Source organism: Marisediminitalea oceani (genome assembly GCF_003731635.1).
GTDB lineage: Bacteria > Pseudomonadota > Gammaproteobacteria > Enterobacterales > Alteromonadaceae > Alteromonas > Alteromonas oceani.
In genome coordinates this window covers 42,087-56,029 of record NZ_RCUA01000043.1, presented here as the reverse complement: position 1 = coordinate 56,029, position 13,943 = coordinate 42,087, and the positions used below count along the sequence as shown (strand labels likewise).

Genomic DNA, 13,943 nt, shown 5'->3' with positions numbered 1-13,943 from the left:
TATGAACACATCACAACGGCAAGCCATTATAGATACCAGTTGGGACCTGCATAGCCAGGTCGAAAGCGCTTATCTTGAGCACCCGGCAGGGAAAGGGGATGACGCCTGGCATGACAAGCAACGATTACTGTTGGCCGACATGGCGTTACACCTGCTTCAAACGGCGGTCAAACCAGGCGATTTAGCGCTGGATAAACTGCAAAACAACCTGCATGCCATTTTAACTATCAGCGATCAGTTTTTACCGCAGGCGGGCTTAAAACAGGCAACCGACCGTATTTACACCGGCAGCAGTCATGACTGAAGTAGAACTGGTCGCCGAGCTTTTTCGGCAGATGGCTTTCAGTGCAGCCATTCTCGGCGGCTTTGCCATGACTTTTTTAAGTGTCTTGTTGTCAGCCTTTCCTAAGGGGCATCCGCTGGCGCTATGGTGCATTGGCGCTAAGGCAATGGCGGCGGTATTACTGATAGTGGCAACACTCGGCGCTACGCTTTCGTTGCTAAGCATCCAGCAAATGGGCTTATCGTTTAACTTTGCCAACTGGCCGGCCCATGTGTTGCGTACTAAGCTGATCACAGAGCTCACTTTTTTCAGTGGCGTAGTAGTGTTGCTGAGTGGGCTTGGATTAAGTGGCTTTGCACGCTGCCGTCGCACCGGGTTAATCACCGTGGCCGCGGCGCTGGTGGCAAGTGTATTGTTGGTGGTAATGTTTGTGCCCACTTTTTAACCGGATCCGGTGATGACAAAAAATACAATTGGTGCATGTGTGCTCTCATCCGAACAAATCGGTGAGGGCGTAAAACACGTAGCCACACAACTTAATGGCCAGTTTGAGCGGGCTGTGGTGATTGTGGTCGTTCCGGGCGGGATTTTCTTTAGCGCCGATCTGCTGCGACAAATCAATTTTGACGTATTGATGGAAACCATTTCCTGTCCGCACACCCCCGGGGAGCGAAATAACGCATCGCCTATTGTGTTTCACCCCAATGTGCCACTTGCCGGCGAAGATATTATTCTGGTGGATGACGCCATTGAATCCGGCGGCACCATGAAGCGCCTGGTAGCGCATGTCCGTTCCCACTATGCGGTAAACTCCATTAGTGTGGCAACGTTGTTTGTAAAGCCGGGCAGGGTGGATGTTGGTGCTCAGGAATATTATGGCCTGGCTATGCAAAGTGATGAGCTGTTAGTGGGCTACGGCTTACCCTGGGCGCATAAAAGTCGCAACCTTCCTTATATTGCCCGGGTAGAGAACACGTCTGAGTAATTTCTTCCTCAATGAATACTCGTTTTCGCCCTGCTTAGGCCGGCTGACTATCGTGATTATCCGGCGCCGCGCAGGGTAGAATTGTGGTGAGTAACCGCAACATGCAGGAGCATTATAATGATAAAAAAATGGCTGAAATCACTTCCCGACCAGGAGCGTGCTGGGGTAACCACCTTACTGGTTTTTTGCGCTATTGTTTTGCTAATTGCTTTAGGCCTTACGGTTTTCGATATATTGCGTCAGGCGCTGTAAATTTACCCCGGTAACAACAAATACTCGTTGCTCTGCGGAGCCGGTATCGCTATGGTAAAGCTCATTTTTTTAACAATTGAGATGAAGTATGCAGAAATGGTGGAAGTTAGCGATAGTCGGTTTGATGTTGGTATCACCCTGGTGTGCAGCCGCTGAAGACGATGAATATGAGCCGGTTCGGCACATTGTTGTGTTTAAGTACAAAGAGGGCAGCACACCAGCTCAGATCCAGCAGGTGACAGACGCATTCAGAGCGCTGAAAGATAAAATACCCGGCATTCTTAATTTTGAGTACGGCATTAATAACAGCCCGGAAGATCTTGATCAGGGCTTTACCCACATATACCAGATGACCTTTAAAAATGCCGAAGCGCGGGATAAATACCTGCCGCACCCTCAGCACAGCAAATTTGGTGAGTTACTGGGCGAACTTGAGATCCTTGACGGTGTGTTTGTAGTGGATTACGCCATTAAACCCTGAACGGTACCGGACTAAGTTGTTTGTAATACCCTGACTTCTTCACTAAAGTAAGGCCATATAGCCTGCAGTTTTTAGGGTAGTCAGGGTGATTAAAAAAGCGATAGTTTGTGGTGCTTTATGGTTATTGTGTTCTACGCAGAGCACATTAGCTGCTTATTCTTCTATTGTTGAAGCAACCGGCGAAAGCTGTGAGGCCGATGGGGGAAACGCTCAGCGCCTGCAACTGGCCCTTACCGATGCCCGGCGCAATGCCGCCGAAGCGGTGCAAACCTCGGTAGACAGCTACAGCAAGGTAAATAACTATGTGGTGGTTGAAGACCTGATTGAGTCTTATTCCAATGCCTCGGTAGAAACCCTCAATGTTTTATCCAGGTGGTTGCAAGACGGCTGTTTAACCGTAACCATTCGCGCCGAGGTCACGCCGCAGAAAAATATCGATCAGCAGTTTGTCAGTGAAGAGCTGCTTGCCGACCCGACCATTCCCCTTACCGTAAAGTTATGGCTTAGCAAAGCGCAATATGCCCTAGGCGAGCAGGTGAGTATTTACCTGAAGGCCAATAAACCTTTTTTCGGGCGTCTGGTGTATACCATGAATGACGGTACCCAGGTGCAGTTACTGCCCAACCCCTATCGCAGTGAAAACCATTTTCAGGGCCAGGTGCTGTATACCGTGCCCGACGCCAAAGACAGCTTTTTGCTGGAAGTCACGCCGCCTATTGGCGTGGAACAGCTTACTTTATATGCCAGTACCCATCCTTTAGGTGAATTACAAACCTCTGCAGTATCGGGCATGTATTTGATCAATAACTCGCAAACGTCGTCTGATGTGCGCAATCGCACCCGGGGCATCAAAATTAAAGCACTTAATCCGCCATCTGTTAAAGCGGCGGCCCAGCAAAACCCACCTGAAGTTGCTGAGTTTGCAGAAGTGTCTGCCGATGTGGTGATCACGCAGTAAGGAGTGAATTATGCGCTTAACATCCTTGTTGATTGTTACTTTCCTTGGCTTACAGGGCTGTGTGTCCAGCCCCTCCCACATGAATAAGTTTTCAGAGGGTAATTATGCCGAAGTGGTAGCAGAGGTAACCGGTAGTCACCTGACACTCGAAGATGTGCCGTTACACAAACTGTATCTGCTGTGCCCGGCTTACTACGAGATACGCGAATACGAAAAGTTTACCGAGTGCGCCGATTATGTACTGGCCCACCCGGATCCGGGTACGGAGTTTTACCCCGGACTGGATTTTACGTATGTGAATAAACTGGAATTTCAGGGCTATGTGAAGAGCTATCAGGCAAAAATGCTGCTGGAATTTACCGAGTACGAAGAAGCCTACGAGCTGGCCGGGGAAGCCTATACCCTGTTAAAGGAAAACACCTCTACGGAAGTCAACGAAGGCCGCTTGTTAAGTTATCTTGTTGCCCCGCTTGAGGTGCAGGCACTATCACTGATTTACCGTAACAAAGGTGCTCAGGCACAGCCGTATATCGAAGAGTTAAGCGGGCTGAACTATTATTCTCCTGGTCGTTCAAGCTTTCTGCGTGTTAAACAAACCGCGCTTGGACGCATCTACTTTGCGCAAAAAGACTATGCCCGTGCGCTGGATATTCTGCGCCAGGACATTTCTGATCCGCTGGCTGCGCTGGTAACCCCGTTAATCCTGATGGTGGAGAATGTGAGTACCGACGCGGATGTGCGAGAAGGCGCGTTGCGCACGCCAGAGCTTTATATGCTGAGCAAATCCTATTTTGAAACCGGTGATATTGATAAAGCCCGTCAGGGCTTTGATACCTTATTGGCCAATCCGATTATCAACAGCCTTGGCGAGATCCACTGGGCCGCACTGAAAGACCGCGCTGTGATCAGCTGGCAACAGCAAGCGCCCGATGAAGCAATTGAAATGCTGATGCAAGCCGTGGAGATTATCGAAAGCCAGCGTTCAACCATTCGCTCAGAGGCTTATAAAATTGGTTTCGTGGGCGATAAACAGGCGGTTTACGAGTTACTGGTGGAATATCTGCTGGCAAAAAACCGCACCGCCGATGCGTTTGTCTACGCCGAGAAAGCTAAAGCCCGGGCGCTGGTGGATATGCTGGCGCAAAAGCAATCCTTTGCGGGGGATGGTGCTGCCCGGGCCGGGCTCGCTGAGCTGGCAGATCTGGAATCACAAATGCAGCGCACGACCGTGGCGGCAATTAAAAATTCAGCGCGTACCCGTGGTTTAATCCTTCGCCAGCGTGAGGCGCTTGAAGCGCAGGCACCGGAAGTGGCTTCTCTGGTGAGTGTGGGAAATGTAGATACCCGTGCCTTACAACAGCAACTGGCTGGTGACGAGCAGTTAATTGAGTTTTTTGGTAACCATGAAGCGCTTTACGCCTTTATCGTCGACCGGGAGCAGATAACGGTAAAGCACCTGGACGGCAGGGGGCTGGCAGAGAAGATCAGCCGGTTCAGACAAGACATTATGCAAACCAACAGTAACGCCTGGCAGTAGTCGTCAAAAGCGGTGCATGAGACACTTATTGAACCGCTACAAAGCAGCCTGACGGCCGATAAACTGGTTATCGTCCCGCATGGTCCCTTACATTATTTACCCTTCGCCGCGTTGTACGATGGCGCCGATTTTATGCTGGAACAATACAGTTTGCGGGTGTTGCCCTCGGCCAGCGTGATGGCTTACTTAAAAACACCTCAGCGATCGGGCCAGACCACCATGCTGGCGCTGGGTAATCCGGCCCTTGGGGATCCGGCGCTGGATTTACCCGGCGCGCAAAACGAGGTAAGGGCACTTAGCAACGTTGTACCGGATACGGTGGTGGCGGTACGCGAGCGGGCCACCGAGAGTCTGTTTAAGCGCTATGCTGCCCGGGTGCCGGTATTGCATATTGCTTCACACGGCGAGTTTAATCCTGAGGAGCCACTGTCTTCCCGGTTACTGCTGGTGGGCGATGAATCTAACGATGGCTCGTTAACCGTAGGCGAGCTTTATGATCTGGAGCTTAACAGTGAATTAGTTACCCTCAGCGCCTGTCAGACCGGTTTGGGCGATGTGCAGTCTGGTGACGACGTGATTGGTTTAACCCGGGGCTTTTTGTTTGCCGGTGCGGCCAACATTGTGGCCAGTTTATGGATGGTGGATGATGAGGCAACGGCGCGTCTAATGGTTAACCTGTATAACAACCTGCAAAACCAGGATAAACAGCAGTCGTTGCGCAATGCTCAGCTGAGCGTAAAAAATAACTATCAGGCGCATCCTTACTACTGGGCGGCGTTTCAGCTAACCGGTTCTGGCCGCTAATCCTGGCGGCCGGGCTGTTAGTGCAGGTGGTTTAACCCATAGGTAACCAATCCAAACACTACCACTCCTAAAAACACCGGCTTACCGAGCGTGCGGCTGCGATACCAGCTTAACAGCGTGGTGGCACAACCGGCCAGCGTGGCGATAACGCCCACCCAATCCTGACGAACCGGTACCAGTGAAACGCCAAACATGGCGGCAATCATCAGCGGCCCGAGCAGTCCCAGCCAGGTTGGCAGGGTATTGGTCGTGTCATTTTGCCGGCGGGCCAGGTGTCTGCGGGTCCACACCAGCGGCAGGGCCCGAATTAAAAAGGTGCCGGCAGCGCACAGTAATATCAACAGCCAACGATTAGTGTCCATGCTCAGCTCCGGCTTTTTGGTTAAGTGCCATCAACGCGTAATAAGCCAATGCGCCGGCGGCGGCTGCCACCGGAATGGCGGCATTGGTAAATTGCAGCACGGCCAGTAATAAGGCGGTGCCAATGGTGATCCCCAGCACAATAAACCACAGGGGCGAGGTAAAGCGCGGCGCAATAAGTACAAGAAACAGTGCCGGCAGGGCAAAGGGCATAACCTCACCAAGCAGTGGCCACTGCTCAGTCAGGCTGGCACCGGCTACTGCGCCTAACGTAGTGCCCAGCACCCAGCTTGCCCAGGCCAGCAGGGCCGCGCCGCTATACCAGCCCTGACGAGTTGCCATGGGTAGTTGGGGTAAACGATTATGAGCCAGCGCAAACACCTGATCGGTGAGCCCGTGCATCAACGCTATCCATCGTCGCCCGGGCGGTAGCAGCGGTGTTAAATTAGGGGCATACACCACGTGACGGGCATTAATTAGTAACGTCATTACCACTACCAGCCAGGTTGATGCGCCACTGGCCAGCATCGCGACCATCAGAAACTGCGAAGCGCCGGCGTAGATTAGCGCCGAAATCGCAGTGGCTTCCCATACGCTGAAATTAGCCTGCGTGGCAATGAGACCAAAAGAGATTGCCACCGGAATATAACCGCCCAGTAATGGCATGGCATCGCGCATTCCTTGCAGCCACGGCGACAAAGTAGAAGCGCTGGTGGGATTATTCATGTTGGGTGGCCTGATGATAAATGATAGTAATTAAAAACGTGGCGCCGTGCTCACCGGTGGCATACAGGTGGGGTTGGTCGGCAATAAAAGTAAATGTTTCCCCGGCACTTAGTTGCCTGAGGTTTTCTATGCTACCCACTTCCAGCTTGCCACTTATTAATGTAATGGACTCGGTGGTGCCTGCAGTGTGGGGCTCTGCCTGGCGCGTGGTATGCGGGGCTACCGACATCCAGTAAGCATCTACCTTTGGGGTATCCTGACCCTGATCAATGAGCCTGACCTCCATGCCGGTTTCACCGAAGCTACTGTTAACCGGTGCCACCAGTGCGCCAAAAGGCATATTTAACTGCACTGCCAATCGCCAGATAGTATCGAGGGTCGGGTTGCCGTTACCTTGTTCCAGCCGCGACAGATTTGACTTGGCAATGCCTGCATCGGCAGCCAGCTGAGATAATGACAGCCCTCGCTCAAGACGAAGCTGCTGAAGGTGCTGGCCAAGGGTGATCAGTGATGCTTTATCCATACTTTGCATTGGCAATAAAGTTGTTCTATATATCGAACGTTCTATAAAAGGAACGCATGTTTGTCAAGTGATACCTGGCTCAACGCTTTATTTTGCGCGGTAGAGTGAAAGTACTGAGACGAAAGTGAATAAACCAGACCGGGCATTAAGGTTGCTATTCGCTGCGCTGCGTAGGATGATTGCCGGCATGCTAACTTATCTGTTAAATCACTTATGCTAAAAATTTGGGTTGATGCCGATGCCTGCCCGGTGGTCATTAAAGAAATTATTTTTCGGGCGGCTAATCGCACCAAAACCGAAGTCACACTGATTGCCAATCAGTATATTCGCACGCCACCATCAAAGTTTATTAACAGCATCCAGGTGCCTAAGGGCTTTGATGTGGCCGACAATGAAATTGTTCAGCGCTGCAATGAAAACGATCTGGTGATCACCAGTGATATTCCGCTGGCCGATGAAGTGATCGCCAAAGGCGCTCAGGCACTAAGCCCGCGAGGGGAACTGTTTACCCGCGAAAATATAAAATCACGGCTTAATATTCGTGACTTTATGGATACCCTGCGCAGCAGCGGTGTGCAAACCGGTGGGCCGCCGGCACTGGGATCCAGTGAAAAACAGGCATTTGGCAATGAACTGGATAAGTGGCTGGTATTCAGGCAGCGCCAAAGCTAGCCAGCAACGTCTGAAAGACCGCCTAAACCCAAAGGATCTCTAATGCCGGTTAAAAAATGGTTACGCCAGTATGCGATTACGTTTCCTGTGCTCACAGGCATTTTTACCCTGTCACAATACATAAAGGGTTATACCCTTAAAGATTCATTGAGCTTTGCGCTGTTCTGGGCACTTATTAGCCTGGGTATCTTTGCTGTCACGCGGGCGTGGAATTTTCATCGTAACCAGTACTGCGCACTGTGTAATGATTTGCCGGAAAACAACAATGATAATCAACCCTGATAAATTGTCTCTGGTAACGCCGGGAATGGCCTGGCAAGCCTCTTATATTAGTTACATAGAAGAGTTGGGGGAGGAAGAGCGCTATCCTTTCCCGATGGATTTTGACCATCGCGATTTTGCTTCCATGCTGCAAAAAATTGCGGATTTTGCCGCCGGTGTGAACCTGCCGGATGGCTATGTGGCAAGTACCACGTTGTGGCTGGTTAGCGGGGATGATCTGCTGGCTGTGGCCAATATTCGTCATACCCTTAACGATAATTTGCGTTACGCCGGCGGGCATATCGGCCTTGGCGTTCGCCCGTCTGCCCGTGGCCAGTCGCTGGGAAATTACCTTATGCAGCAATCTATTAACTTTGCCCGCCAACTGGGAATTGGTGACGTGCATATTCATTGTTATAAAGATAACCTCGCCTCGCGGGGGATGATTGAACACTGTGGCGGTGAGCTGGAAAGTGAAGTCGCAATGGATGATGGCACAGTGGTGTGGCGCTACGTGGTTCAAGAAAAGCCGGCGGCATAAAAAAGGCCGCTGAGTGAAGCGGCCAAAGTTGGGAAGGGGAAATATTAGCGGGACGGGTTTGGACCTTCCGGGCGTTCGCCCCGGTCTCCCCGCTCGCCCTTGTGATGGCCTTTACGGAAGTGTTTATCACCACCACGGTCTTTGCGGTGCTTCATCATGGCCTGCAGCATGGTGGTTTTCTGGTCTTCAGTAAAGACCTCCCAGAACTCGGAGCGCAGTGCCTGCTGACGCTCCTTAAGGCTTTTCAGTTCTGCTTGCTGGGCTTCGGTCAGGTCAAGCTTATCGGCCAGTCTCTCTATCATTGGCGGCAGTAGCGGCATTTCGCGTTCTGCCTGTGGTTGGTTACTGTTAGCGGCGATAGCCATACCGCTAATGCCGGTGCCAACAATCATCGTGGCACAGGTAATAATGCTAAGTTTTTTCATTAAACGTTTCATCAGGTTCTCCTGGTTATTTGGCTTCCCCGTATGAGGACGGTGTTAATACTATCTGGTTAAAAGTCAGGTAACGTTAAGATATGCAAATGTGCTGTGAACAAGTGAAAAGTCAGGCATTATTAGCCTTAAGCAATAGATGTAGACAGTAGAAAGATGACCATATTATTAATTGAAGATGACGCCGGCCTGGCGGAGCTGCTGACCGAATTTCTCGGTATGTCCGGCTACCAAGTGCTGCATTGCGCAGACGGTGAGTCGGGTCTTAACGCCGCTTTGCATTACGATAATATCGAATTAATTTTGCTGGACGTTATGCTGCCCAAACTGAATGGTCTGGATGTTCTTAAAGTGCTGCGCCAGAACAGTGAGATACCGGTACTGATGCTCACCGCTCGTGGCGACGATCTGGACAAAGTGTTGGGCCTTGAGCTTGGCGCCGACGATTACCTTGCCAAGCCGTTTAACGATCGTGAGTTGCTGGCCCGGATCCGGGCTATTATGCGCCGCACCAAAGACCGCAGTGACTCACCTGAAAATAATGGCGCCGGCTCGCGGGCAAAACGCATTGAGCTGGGCGATTTGCAGCTTGATTTACAACGGATGGAAGCGCACTGTAAAAATCAGCTGCTGGAGCTTACCGGCAGCGAGTTCGCGCTGCTTAAGCAGCTTTCCAATGCGCCCGGCGAACTGATCAGTAAAGATGATTTGTCGGAGCAATGCCTTGGCCGGCGACTACAGGCGTTCGACCGTAGTATCGATACGCATATAAGTAATTTACGTAAAAAGCTCAGTGCGGCTGACTCTGCTTGTGAAATAAAAAGTCAGCGTGGCAGGGGCTACGGGATCTTCAGCGGATGATAAGTCCCATTCGTAGTTTTAATGTCAAAGTACTCGGCTGGTTCTGGCTGACACTGTTAGTGTCGGTACTGTCGATTGCCATTCCGGCCGTGCTGATCCAACAGTTTTCCGACGAAAATCACCTGCAGGGTAAAGACCGTGATCTGCTCAATGCTATGGTTAGCCGTGTGGATACCCTGATTGCTGACAGTAACGGGGACTATCGACGCCTGGGCCGAATGCTAAACAAGTCTGACCGGCGCATGCCCTTTGAGTGGTTTGTGATTAATAATGAGCTCGAGATTGTCCTGAGTAGTGCGCCGCTGCGAAAGTCGTTACGAGAGCGCTTTGAAAACCCGCGTTTCTGGTACTTTCTGCAAAGCGATCACCTGCGCGATATTAACCTGGAATGGACCCGCTTACTTGGCCCGGGCGTACTGCCATCGCGGCCTGAACTTAAGCTAATACTGTGGCGACCGGAACGGCCCCGGCCAATGGAGATTTTTCGCGCCATGCCATGGTGGAGCATTATTGGCATTTTTCTGATCGTTACCAGTGTGATGAGCTTATTGCTGGTGCGTTCCATTGCGCAACCGCTTAACCGCCTTGGCAGTGCGTTTAACGCAGTAGGGCGGGGCCAGCTTTCGCATAAAGTTGAGGTGGATAACCCGGCCAGTGAAGATAAACGCTTTGCATCCAACGCGCAGTTTGCCCGCCTGTTTGAACAGTTTAATGATATGACAGCGCGGATCGCCGCGCTTATCCAGAATCAGAAACGCCAGAGCGCCGATATATCCCATGAGCTGCGCACGCCGTTAACCCGGCTGCAAATGACACTGGCACTGGTCCGAAAAAAGTCTGATGACGCCACTATTTTGCCACTGCTGGAGCGGGCTGAGAAGGAAAGCGAGCTGCTGAATTTGCATATCCAGCGTCTGAGTGACCTGACCACCATGGAAGCCCATGCTATTCAGCAGGGGCGCCAGCTACTCACTACAGAAGCACTACTGGATGACTTATGCGAAGATGCCGCCTTTGAAGCCAAAGGAATGAACATTGCCTGGCAGCATTCGTTGTGCAGCGCCACCTTAAACATTTATGAGGAGCCTTTTGTTACGGCTATCGAAAATGTGGTGCGCAATGCCTTTAAATATGCCAATTCATCGGTATCGTTGCGCTGTGAGTGCGATGCTGAGTGGTTTAAGGTGGTTATCTGTGACGACGGGCCTGGTGTGGCTCCCGAGGAGCTTGAGCGACTGACCAAAGCTTTTTATCGTACTGACAGCGCACGCAATTCAGATACCGGCGGCTTGGGCCTGGGGCTTGCCATAACGGCCGAAGCCATGCGTCTTAACGAAGGCGAGATAAGCTTTGCATTGGAGCCGGCTGGAGGCTTATGTGTAACGCTTAAGTTCCGCGTTGCCAATCAGGCAACACGAAACTAGCTAAGTTTTACTTACCATCGATATAGAATTTATCGTGGAAAGTGTAAGCCAGACCCGGAAAGTAAATGATCAGAATGGTCATGGTCATGCCGTTTAACATGCCTTCCGGAAACAGCAGCAACGGAATAAGAATAAGGTAGTTATCTTTCACCACCGACCAGCTGTAAATATCGTCGATAACGTAATAACCGCTCATCAGGGCAATTTTGAGGGCGATGGCCAGCGCGCCGGGAATAAAAGCGCACAGAAACACATAAATAAACAGGTTTCTGGGTAGCTTGTGAAATGCTAGCATAAACAACATGTAGCTAAAGGCGACGGGGGCAGCAATGCCCAGCATGCCGTTAATCCCGAACATTGCCCAGCTTTCCTTACCAATGGCGGTAGCGCCAAGCAGGGCGATGGTGGCAGCTATCATAGCGTATCTGAAACCGAGAATTAGCGCGAGTGCTACCAACCACATGAAATGCACACTGGGGCTCGGGTCGCCGGGCACACTGGCGCGAAAGATCCATAAAAAGAACACGGCAGCTGCGCAGCCAAACAGCATATGCTGCTTTTGTTTAGAGGCAACAAACTCGGGCCAGTGAATGTTGCGGACAATAAATCCCAGCAACACCACAAATAAACACAGCCCGACCAGTTGTAATGTGGTCATGGTTTATCCTTTGTAGGTGGCCCAGATGGGGGCATGATCAGAAGGCTTTTCGATACCGCGCAGTTCGTAGTCGATACCGGTTTCCTGCAACGTATTATGCATACTCTGAGTGGCCAGGATCAGATCGATTCTCAGGCCGCGATTATCGTTAAAGCCTTTGGAGCGGTAATCAAACCAGCTAAACTGATCGGTGCAGTCCGGGTGCTGACTGCGGAAACTGTCATACAGGCCCCAATCGAGCAACGTATTGAGCCATTCCCGTTCTTCCGGCAAAAAGCTGCACTTACCGGTGCGTAACCAGCGTTTGCGGTTGTCTTCGCCAATGCCAATATCACTGTCAGTGTGGGAAATATTCATATCGCCCATGATCACCAGATTATCTTCTGGGGTATGCTCGGAAGTGACATAGTGCATCAGATCAGCGTAGAACTTTTCTTTGGCCGGGAATTTGGTTTCGTGACTGCGGTTTTCACCCTGCGGGAAATAGCCGTTAAGCAGGGTAACCGGTTCGCCCTTATCGTTTTCAACCGTGACCATGATCATGCGACGCTGGGCATCTTCATCGTCGGTGGGAAAGCCGTATTGCACCTTGCTGGGTGTTTGCTTAGTCATGAACGCCACGCCGTAATGGCCTTTCTGACCATGAAAATACACGTTGTAACCCAGTGCTTCCACATCGGCCACCGGAAACTGGGGATTATCGACTTTGATTTCCTGTAATCCCACCACATCCGGCTGGTGCTTTTCGATAAGGGCGGTTAACTGATGAATGCGGGCACGGATGCCATTAATATTAAAAGAGATGACTTTCATTGAATCCACGGGTAGATAAATCTTCGATGCCGGGCATAGTACCAGAAAGCCAGGCTGAGCTTAACCGCCGGTTACGCCCGGGCTTACAAATTGTCAGAAACAGGTATAATCGGCGAAAATAATTAACTGAGTCACATTATGACGGCACAAACAGAACAGGAAAGTCAGCTTCCGGCCCGTGAGCGGGGAGAGTTATTGGTTGAACGGGTACTGGAAACCCAAACGATTTGGGGGCTGATGGGCGCCGATGGCTGGGTAATGGTCGACAGTGATACCCAGACCTGTCTGCCGGTATGGCCCGATGAGGCCAGCGTAGCCTTCTGGCAACGTAAGGATCTACCCGACAGTAAGCCTCAGGCTATTGCTCTGGATGAGTTTACCGGGACCTGGTTACCGGGCCTGAAAAAGAACCAGATTGGTCTGGTGTTATTTCCCTCAGGCAATTTGCGCGAGGGCATTGTTACATCAGCAGACGAACTTCTGTTACAACTAACCGATGACGACGAATAGCTCTAAACTCGCGACGCAACTGGCACAGGCGAAGGGATGGGATAATCTGTTACGGCAACTGATGCTGGCTGGCAAGGCGCTGCATCCGCTTAGCGATGAGGCTCGTGATGAGCACAGCGAAGTGCAGGGGTGTCAGAGCCGGGTGTGGTTGCAACTCACGCTAGATAGTAATCACCGGGTAGCAATGCTGGCCTGGTCAGACAGTAAAATAATCCGTGGCGTGCTGGCGGTGATCCAGGAAAAAGTCAATGAGCTTTCGCCTGAGCAGATTGCCGCCTTTGACTTTGATGACTGGTTTGCGTCGATACAGCTCGAACGCTATCTGAGCCAGTCCCGGGCCAGTGGTATTGCTGAAGTGATCAGGCAGATACGGCACCAGGCTGCAGTTAATGACTGATCAAATTTGCTCTGCCTGGCCGGGCAGGGTTAAAAACGTTTCATCAATACATGCCATGGCAGGGCTGTCCATGTCGCAGCGAAAAGGCAGCAGGGACGACATCAGACTCACCTGAGCCGAATTATCCTGATAACTGTGCCAGCAGGCGTGGGTATACAACATGCCCTGCCAAAGGTATGGCAAGTCTTGCGACTGGTTAAGAAACTGACCAATGTGACTGACCAGGTCGTTACCACTGTGCTCAGAGATACGTTTAAGTACTTGTACACCTTTGTTTTTGTCGTCGGGAACGCCCTGTTCGCGGCCCTGCGCTACCGTGGCCGTGGCCTGTCCGAGCCCCTGGCATAGCGCCATCATATTTTGTGGTGCCAAACGCGACTGTGCGCTGGCAGCCTGGCTAAAAGTGAGCAAAAGCATGCCCGCGCCAAGTGTAAGATAATGCCTCATTCGACTGTCCTGTTGG

At 51.4% G+C, this 13,943-nt stretch carries 22 protein-coding genes; 15 read left to right on the top strand and 7 right to left on the bottom strand.

Features of this window, described 5'->3' with window-relative positions; translation table 11 throughout:
- Position 1: 1 nt before the first annotated feature.
- From D9T21_RS13395 to D9T21_RS13365, 8 genes are all read left to right on the top strand, one after another.
- Positions 2 to 304 carry a hypothetical protein gene (locus tag D9T21_RS13395; protein WP_123325484.1) on the top strand — a complete coding sequence of 101 codons (303 nt, stop codon included), beginning with the start codon at positions 2 to 4 and terminating at the stop codon, positions 302 to 304.
- Positions 297 to 728 (top strand): hypothetical protein, encoded by a 432-nt coding sequence (locus tag D9T21_RS13390; RefSeq protein ID WP_123325483.1) that lies wholly within the window; start codon positions 297 to 299, stop codon positions 726 to 728. Before D9T21_RS13395 ends, D9T21_RS13390 begins: the two co-directional genes overlap by 8 nt.
- A gap of 12 nt (positions 729 to 740) precedes the next feature.
- Positions 741 to 1,268 (top strand): phosphoribosyltransferase, encoded by a 528-nt coding sequence (locus D9T21_RS13385; protein WP_123325482.1) that lies wholly within the window; start codon positions 741 to 743, stop codon positions 1,266 to 1,268.
- A 117-nt stretch (positions 1,269 to 1,385) separates the two neighbouring features.
- Positions 1,386 to 1,520: a hypothetical protein gene (locus D9T21_RS23130; RefSeq protein ID WP_277423859.1), complete on the top strand. Its 135-nt coding sequence runs from the start codon at positions 1,386 to 1,388 to the stop codon at positions 1,518 to 1,520.
- Positions 1,521 to 1,608: 88 nt separating this feature from the next.
- Positions 1,609 to 2,001, top strand: a complete 393-nt coding sequence (locus D9T21_RS13380; protein WP_123325481.1) for a Dabb family protein — start codon at positions 1,609 to 1,611, stop codon at positions 1,999 to 2,001.
- 85 nt (positions 2,002 to 2,086) lie between these two features.
- A complete protein-coding gene (locus D9T21_RS13375) occupies positions 2,087 to 2,959 on the top strand; it encodes a flagellar assembly protein T N-terminal domain-containing protein (protein ID WP_123325480.1) in 873 nt (290 codons plus the stop codon).
- 10 nt (positions 2,960 to 2,969) lie between these two features.
- Positions 2,970 to 4,496, top strand: coding sequence for a hypothetical protein (locus D9T21_RS13370; RefSeq protein WP_123325479.1), 1,527 nt, complete (start codon positions 2,970 to 2,972; stop codon positions 4,494 to 4,496).
- A gap of 12 nt (positions 4,497 to 4,508) precedes the next feature.
- Positions 4,509 to 5,300: a CHAT domain-containing protein gene (locus D9T21_RS13365; RefSeq protein WP_123325478.1), complete on the top strand. Its 792-nt coding sequence runs from the start codon at positions 4,509 to 4,511 to the stop codon at positions 5,298 to 5,300.
- A 17-nt stretch (positions 5,301 to 5,317) separates the two neighbouring features.
- On the opposite strand, the gene D9T21_RS13360 is transcribed toward D9T21_RS13365, so the two are convergent.
- Genes D9T21_RS13360 through D9T21_RS13350 form a run of 3 tightly spaced genes read right to left on the bottom strand, consistent with a single transcriptional unit; the run spans position 5,318 to position 6,909 of the window.
- Entirely contained in the window at positions 5,318 to 5,662 is a 345-nt protein-coding gene (locus D9T21_RS13360) for an AzlD domain-containing protein (RefSeq protein ID WP_123325477.1), read from the bottom strand.
- The gene (locus D9T21_RS13355) at positions 5,652 to 6,386 is read right to left on the bottom strand and encodes an AzlC family ABC transporter permease (RefSeq protein ID WP_123325476.1); all 735 of its coding nucleotides are present in this window, start codon (positions 6,384 to 6,386) and stop codon (positions 5,652 to 5,654) included. The genes D9T21_RS13360 and D9T21_RS13355 overlap by 11 nt, the downstream gene beginning before the upstream one ends.
- Positions 6,379 to 6,909 (bottom strand): helix-turn-helix domain-containing protein, encoded by a 531-nt coding sequence (locus tag D9T21_RS13350; protein WP_123325475.1) that lies wholly within the window; start codon positions 6,907 to 6,909, stop codon positions 6,379 to 6,381. Before D9T21_RS13350 ends, D9T21_RS13355 begins: the two co-directional genes overlap by 8 nt.
- A gap of 213 nt (positions 6,910 to 7,122) precedes the next feature.
- On the opposite strand from D9T21_RS13350, the gene D9T21_RS13345 reads away from it, so the two are divergent.
- The 3 genes from D9T21_RS13345 to D9T21_RS13335 are packed head-to-tail and all read left to right on the top strand — an operon-like array spanning position 7,123 to position 8,383.
- Complete coding sequence (locus D9T21_RS13345; protein ID WP_123325474.1) at positions 7,123 to 7,581, top strand: YaiI/YqxD family protein; 459 nt, start codon at positions 7,123 to 7,125, stop codon at positions 7,579 to 7,581.
- Between the two features lie 42 nt (positions 7,582 to 7,623).
- Entirely contained in the window at positions 7,624 to 7,863 is a 240-nt protein-coding gene (locus D9T21_RS13340; RefSeq protein WP_123325473.1) for a hypothetical protein, read from the top strand.
- The gene (locus tag D9T21_RS13335) at positions 7,847 to 8,383 is read left to right on the top strand and encodes a GNAT family N-acetyltransferase (protein ID WP_164464682.1); all 537 of its coding nucleotides are present in this window, start codon (positions 7,847 to 7,849) and stop codon (positions 8,381 to 8,383) included. Before D9T21_RS13340 ends, D9T21_RS13335 begins: the two co-directional genes overlap by 17 nt.
- Positions 8,384 to 8,427: 44 nt before the next feature.
- Here D9T21_RS13335 and D9T21_RS13330 read toward each other — a convergent pair whose 3' ends face one another.
- A complete protein-coding gene (locus D9T21_RS13330; RefSeq protein ID WP_123325471.1) occupies positions 8,428 to 8,820 on the bottom strand; it encodes a hypothetical protein in 393 nt (130 codons plus the stop codon).
- 153 nt (positions 8,821 to 8,973) lie between these two features.
- Here D9T21_RS13330 and D9T21_RS13325 point away from each other — a divergent pair, with 153 nt between their 5' ends.
- Together D9T21_RS13325 and D9T21_RS13320 are read left to right on the top strand one after the other, a co-directional pair.
- Positions 8,974 to 9,678, top strand: coding sequence for a response regulator (locus D9T21_RS13325; RefSeq protein ID WP_123325470.1), 705 nt, complete (start codon positions 8,974 to 8,976; stop codon positions 9,676 to 9,678).
- Positions 9,675 to 11,102: an ATP-binding protein gene (locus tag D9T21_RS13320; protein ID WP_123325469.1), complete on the top strand. Its 1,428-nt coding sequence runs from the start codon at positions 9,675 to 9,677 to the stop codon at positions 11,100 to 11,102. The genes D9T21_RS13325 and D9T21_RS13320 overlap by 4 nt, the downstream gene beginning before the upstream one ends.
- Positions 11,103 to 11,109: 7 nt before the next feature.
- On the opposite strand, the gene D9T21_RS13315 is transcribed toward D9T21_RS13320, so the two are convergent.
- Positions 11,110 to 11,760, bottom strand: a complete 651-nt coding sequence (locus D9T21_RS13315; RefSeq protein ID WP_123325468.1) for an energy-coupling factor ABC transporter permease — start codon at positions 11,758 to 11,760, stop codon at positions 11,110 to 11,112.
- Positions 11,761 to 11,763: 3 nt separating this feature from the next.
- Positions 11,764 to 12,573, bottom strand: a complete 810-nt coding sequence (xthA, locus tag D9T21_RS13310) for an exodeoxyribonuclease III (protein WP_123325467.1) — start codon at positions 12,571 to 12,573, stop codon at positions 11,764 to 11,766.
- Between the two features lie 138 nt (positions 12,574 to 12,711).
- Between xthA and D9T21_RS13305 the strand changes: the two genes are divergently transcribed.
- Positions 12,712 to 13,083 (top strand): DUF2750 domain-containing protein, encoded by a 372-nt coding sequence (locus D9T21_RS13305; RefSeq protein ID WP_123325466.1) that lies wholly within the window; start codon positions 12,712 to 12,714, stop codon positions 13,081 to 13,083.
- A complete protein-coding gene (locus tag D9T21_RS13300) occupies positions 13,070 to 13,480 on the top strand; it encodes a SufE family protein (RefSeq protein WP_123325465.1) in 411 nt (136 codons plus the stop codon). Before D9T21_RS13305 ends, D9T21_RS13300 begins: the two co-directional genes overlap by 14 nt.
- Here D9T21_RS13300 and D9T21_RS13295 read toward each other — a convergent pair whose 3' ends face one another.
- Positions 13,481 to 13,927, bottom strand: coding sequence for a hypothetical protein (locus D9T21_RS13295; RefSeq protein WP_123325464.1), 447 nt, complete (start codon positions 13,925 to 13,927; stop codon positions 13,481 to 13,483).
- Between the last annotated feature and the right edge of the window lie 16 nt (positions 13,928 to 13,943).

Excerpts from the sequence above, each read along its gene's own strand:
- D9T21_RS13395 (WP_123325484.1), top strand. The coding sequence starts at position 2 with ATGAACACATCACAACGGCAAGCCATTATAGATACCAGTTGGGACCTG.
- D9T21_RS13390 (WP_123325483.1), top strand. The coding sequence starts at position 297 with ATGACTGAAGTAGAACTGGTCGCCGAGCTTTTTCGGCAGATGGCTTTC.
- D9T21_RS13385 (WP_123325482.1), top strand. The coding sequence starts at position 741 with ATGACAAAAAATACAATTGGTGCATGTGTGCTCTCATCCGAACAAATC.
- D9T21_RS23130 (WP_277423859.1), top strand. The coding sequence starts at position 1,386 with ATGATAAAAAAATGGCTGAAATCACTTCCCGACCAGGAGCGTGCTGGG.
- D9T21_RS13380 (WP_123325481.1), top strand. The coding sequence starts at position 1,609 with ATGCAGAAATGGTGGAAGTTAGCGATAGTCGGTTTGATGTTGGTATCA.
- D9T21_RS13370 (WP_123325479.1), top strand. The coding sequence starts at position 2,970 with ATGCGCTTAACATCCTTGTTGATTGTTACTTTCCTTGGCTTACAGGGC.
- D9T21_RS13360 (WP_123325477.1), bottom strand. The coding sequence starts at position 5,662 with ATGGACACTAATCGTTGGCTGTTGATATTACTGTGCGCTGCCGGCACC.
- D9T21_RS13355 (WP_123325476.1), bottom strand. The coding sequence starts at position 6,386 with ATGAATAATCCCACCAGCGCTTCTACTTTGTCGCCGTGGCTGCAAGGA.
- D9T21_RS13350 (WP_123325475.1), bottom strand. The coding sequence starts at position 6,909 with ATGGATAAAGCATCACTGATCACCCTTGGCCAGCACCTTCAGCAGCTT.
- D9T21_RS13345 (WP_123325474.1), top strand. The coding sequence starts at position 7,123 with ATGCTAAAAATTTGGGTTGATGCCGATGCCTGCCCGGTGGTCATTAAA.
- D9T21_RS13340 (WP_123325473.1), top strand. The coding sequence starts at position 7,624 with ATGCCGGTTAAAAAATGGTTACGCCAGTATGCGATTACGTTTCCTGTG.
- D9T21_RS13335 (WP_164464682.1), top strand. The coding sequence starts at position 7,847 with ATGATAATCAACCCTGATAAATTGTCTCTGGTAACGCCGGGAATGGCC.
- D9T21_RS13330 (WP_123325471.1), bottom strand. The coding sequence starts at position 8,820 with ATGAAACGTTTAATGAAAAAACTTAGCATTATTACCTGTGCCACGATG.
- D9T21_RS13325 (WP_123325470.1), top strand. The coding sequence starts at position 8,974 with ATGACCATATTATTAATTGAAGATGACGCCGGCCTGGCGGAGCTGCTG.
- D9T21_RS13320 (WP_123325469.1), top strand. The coding sequence starts at position 9,675 with ATGATAAGTCCCATTCGTAGTTTTAATGTCAAAGTACTCGGCTGGTTC.
- D9T21_RS13315 (WP_123325468.1), bottom strand. The coding sequence starts at position 11,760 with ATGACCACATTACAACTGGTCGGGCTGTGTTTATTTGTGGTGTTGCTG.
- xthA (WP_123325467.1), bottom strand. The coding sequence starts at position 12,573 with ATGAAAGTCATCTCTTTTAATATTAATGGCATCCGTGCCCGCATTCAT.
- D9T21_RS13305 (WP_123325466.1), top strand. The coding sequence starts at position 12,712 with ATGACGGCACAAACAGAACAGGAAAGTCAGCTTCCGGCCCGTGAGCGG.
- D9T21_RS13300 (WP_123325465.1), top strand. The coding sequence starts at position 13,070 with ATGACGACGAATAGCTCTAAACTCGCGACGCAACTGGCACAGGCGAAG.
- D9T21_RS13295 (WP_123325464.1), bottom strand. The coding sequence starts at position 13,927 with ATGAGGCATTATCTTACACTTGGCGCGGGCATGCTTTTGCTCACTTTT.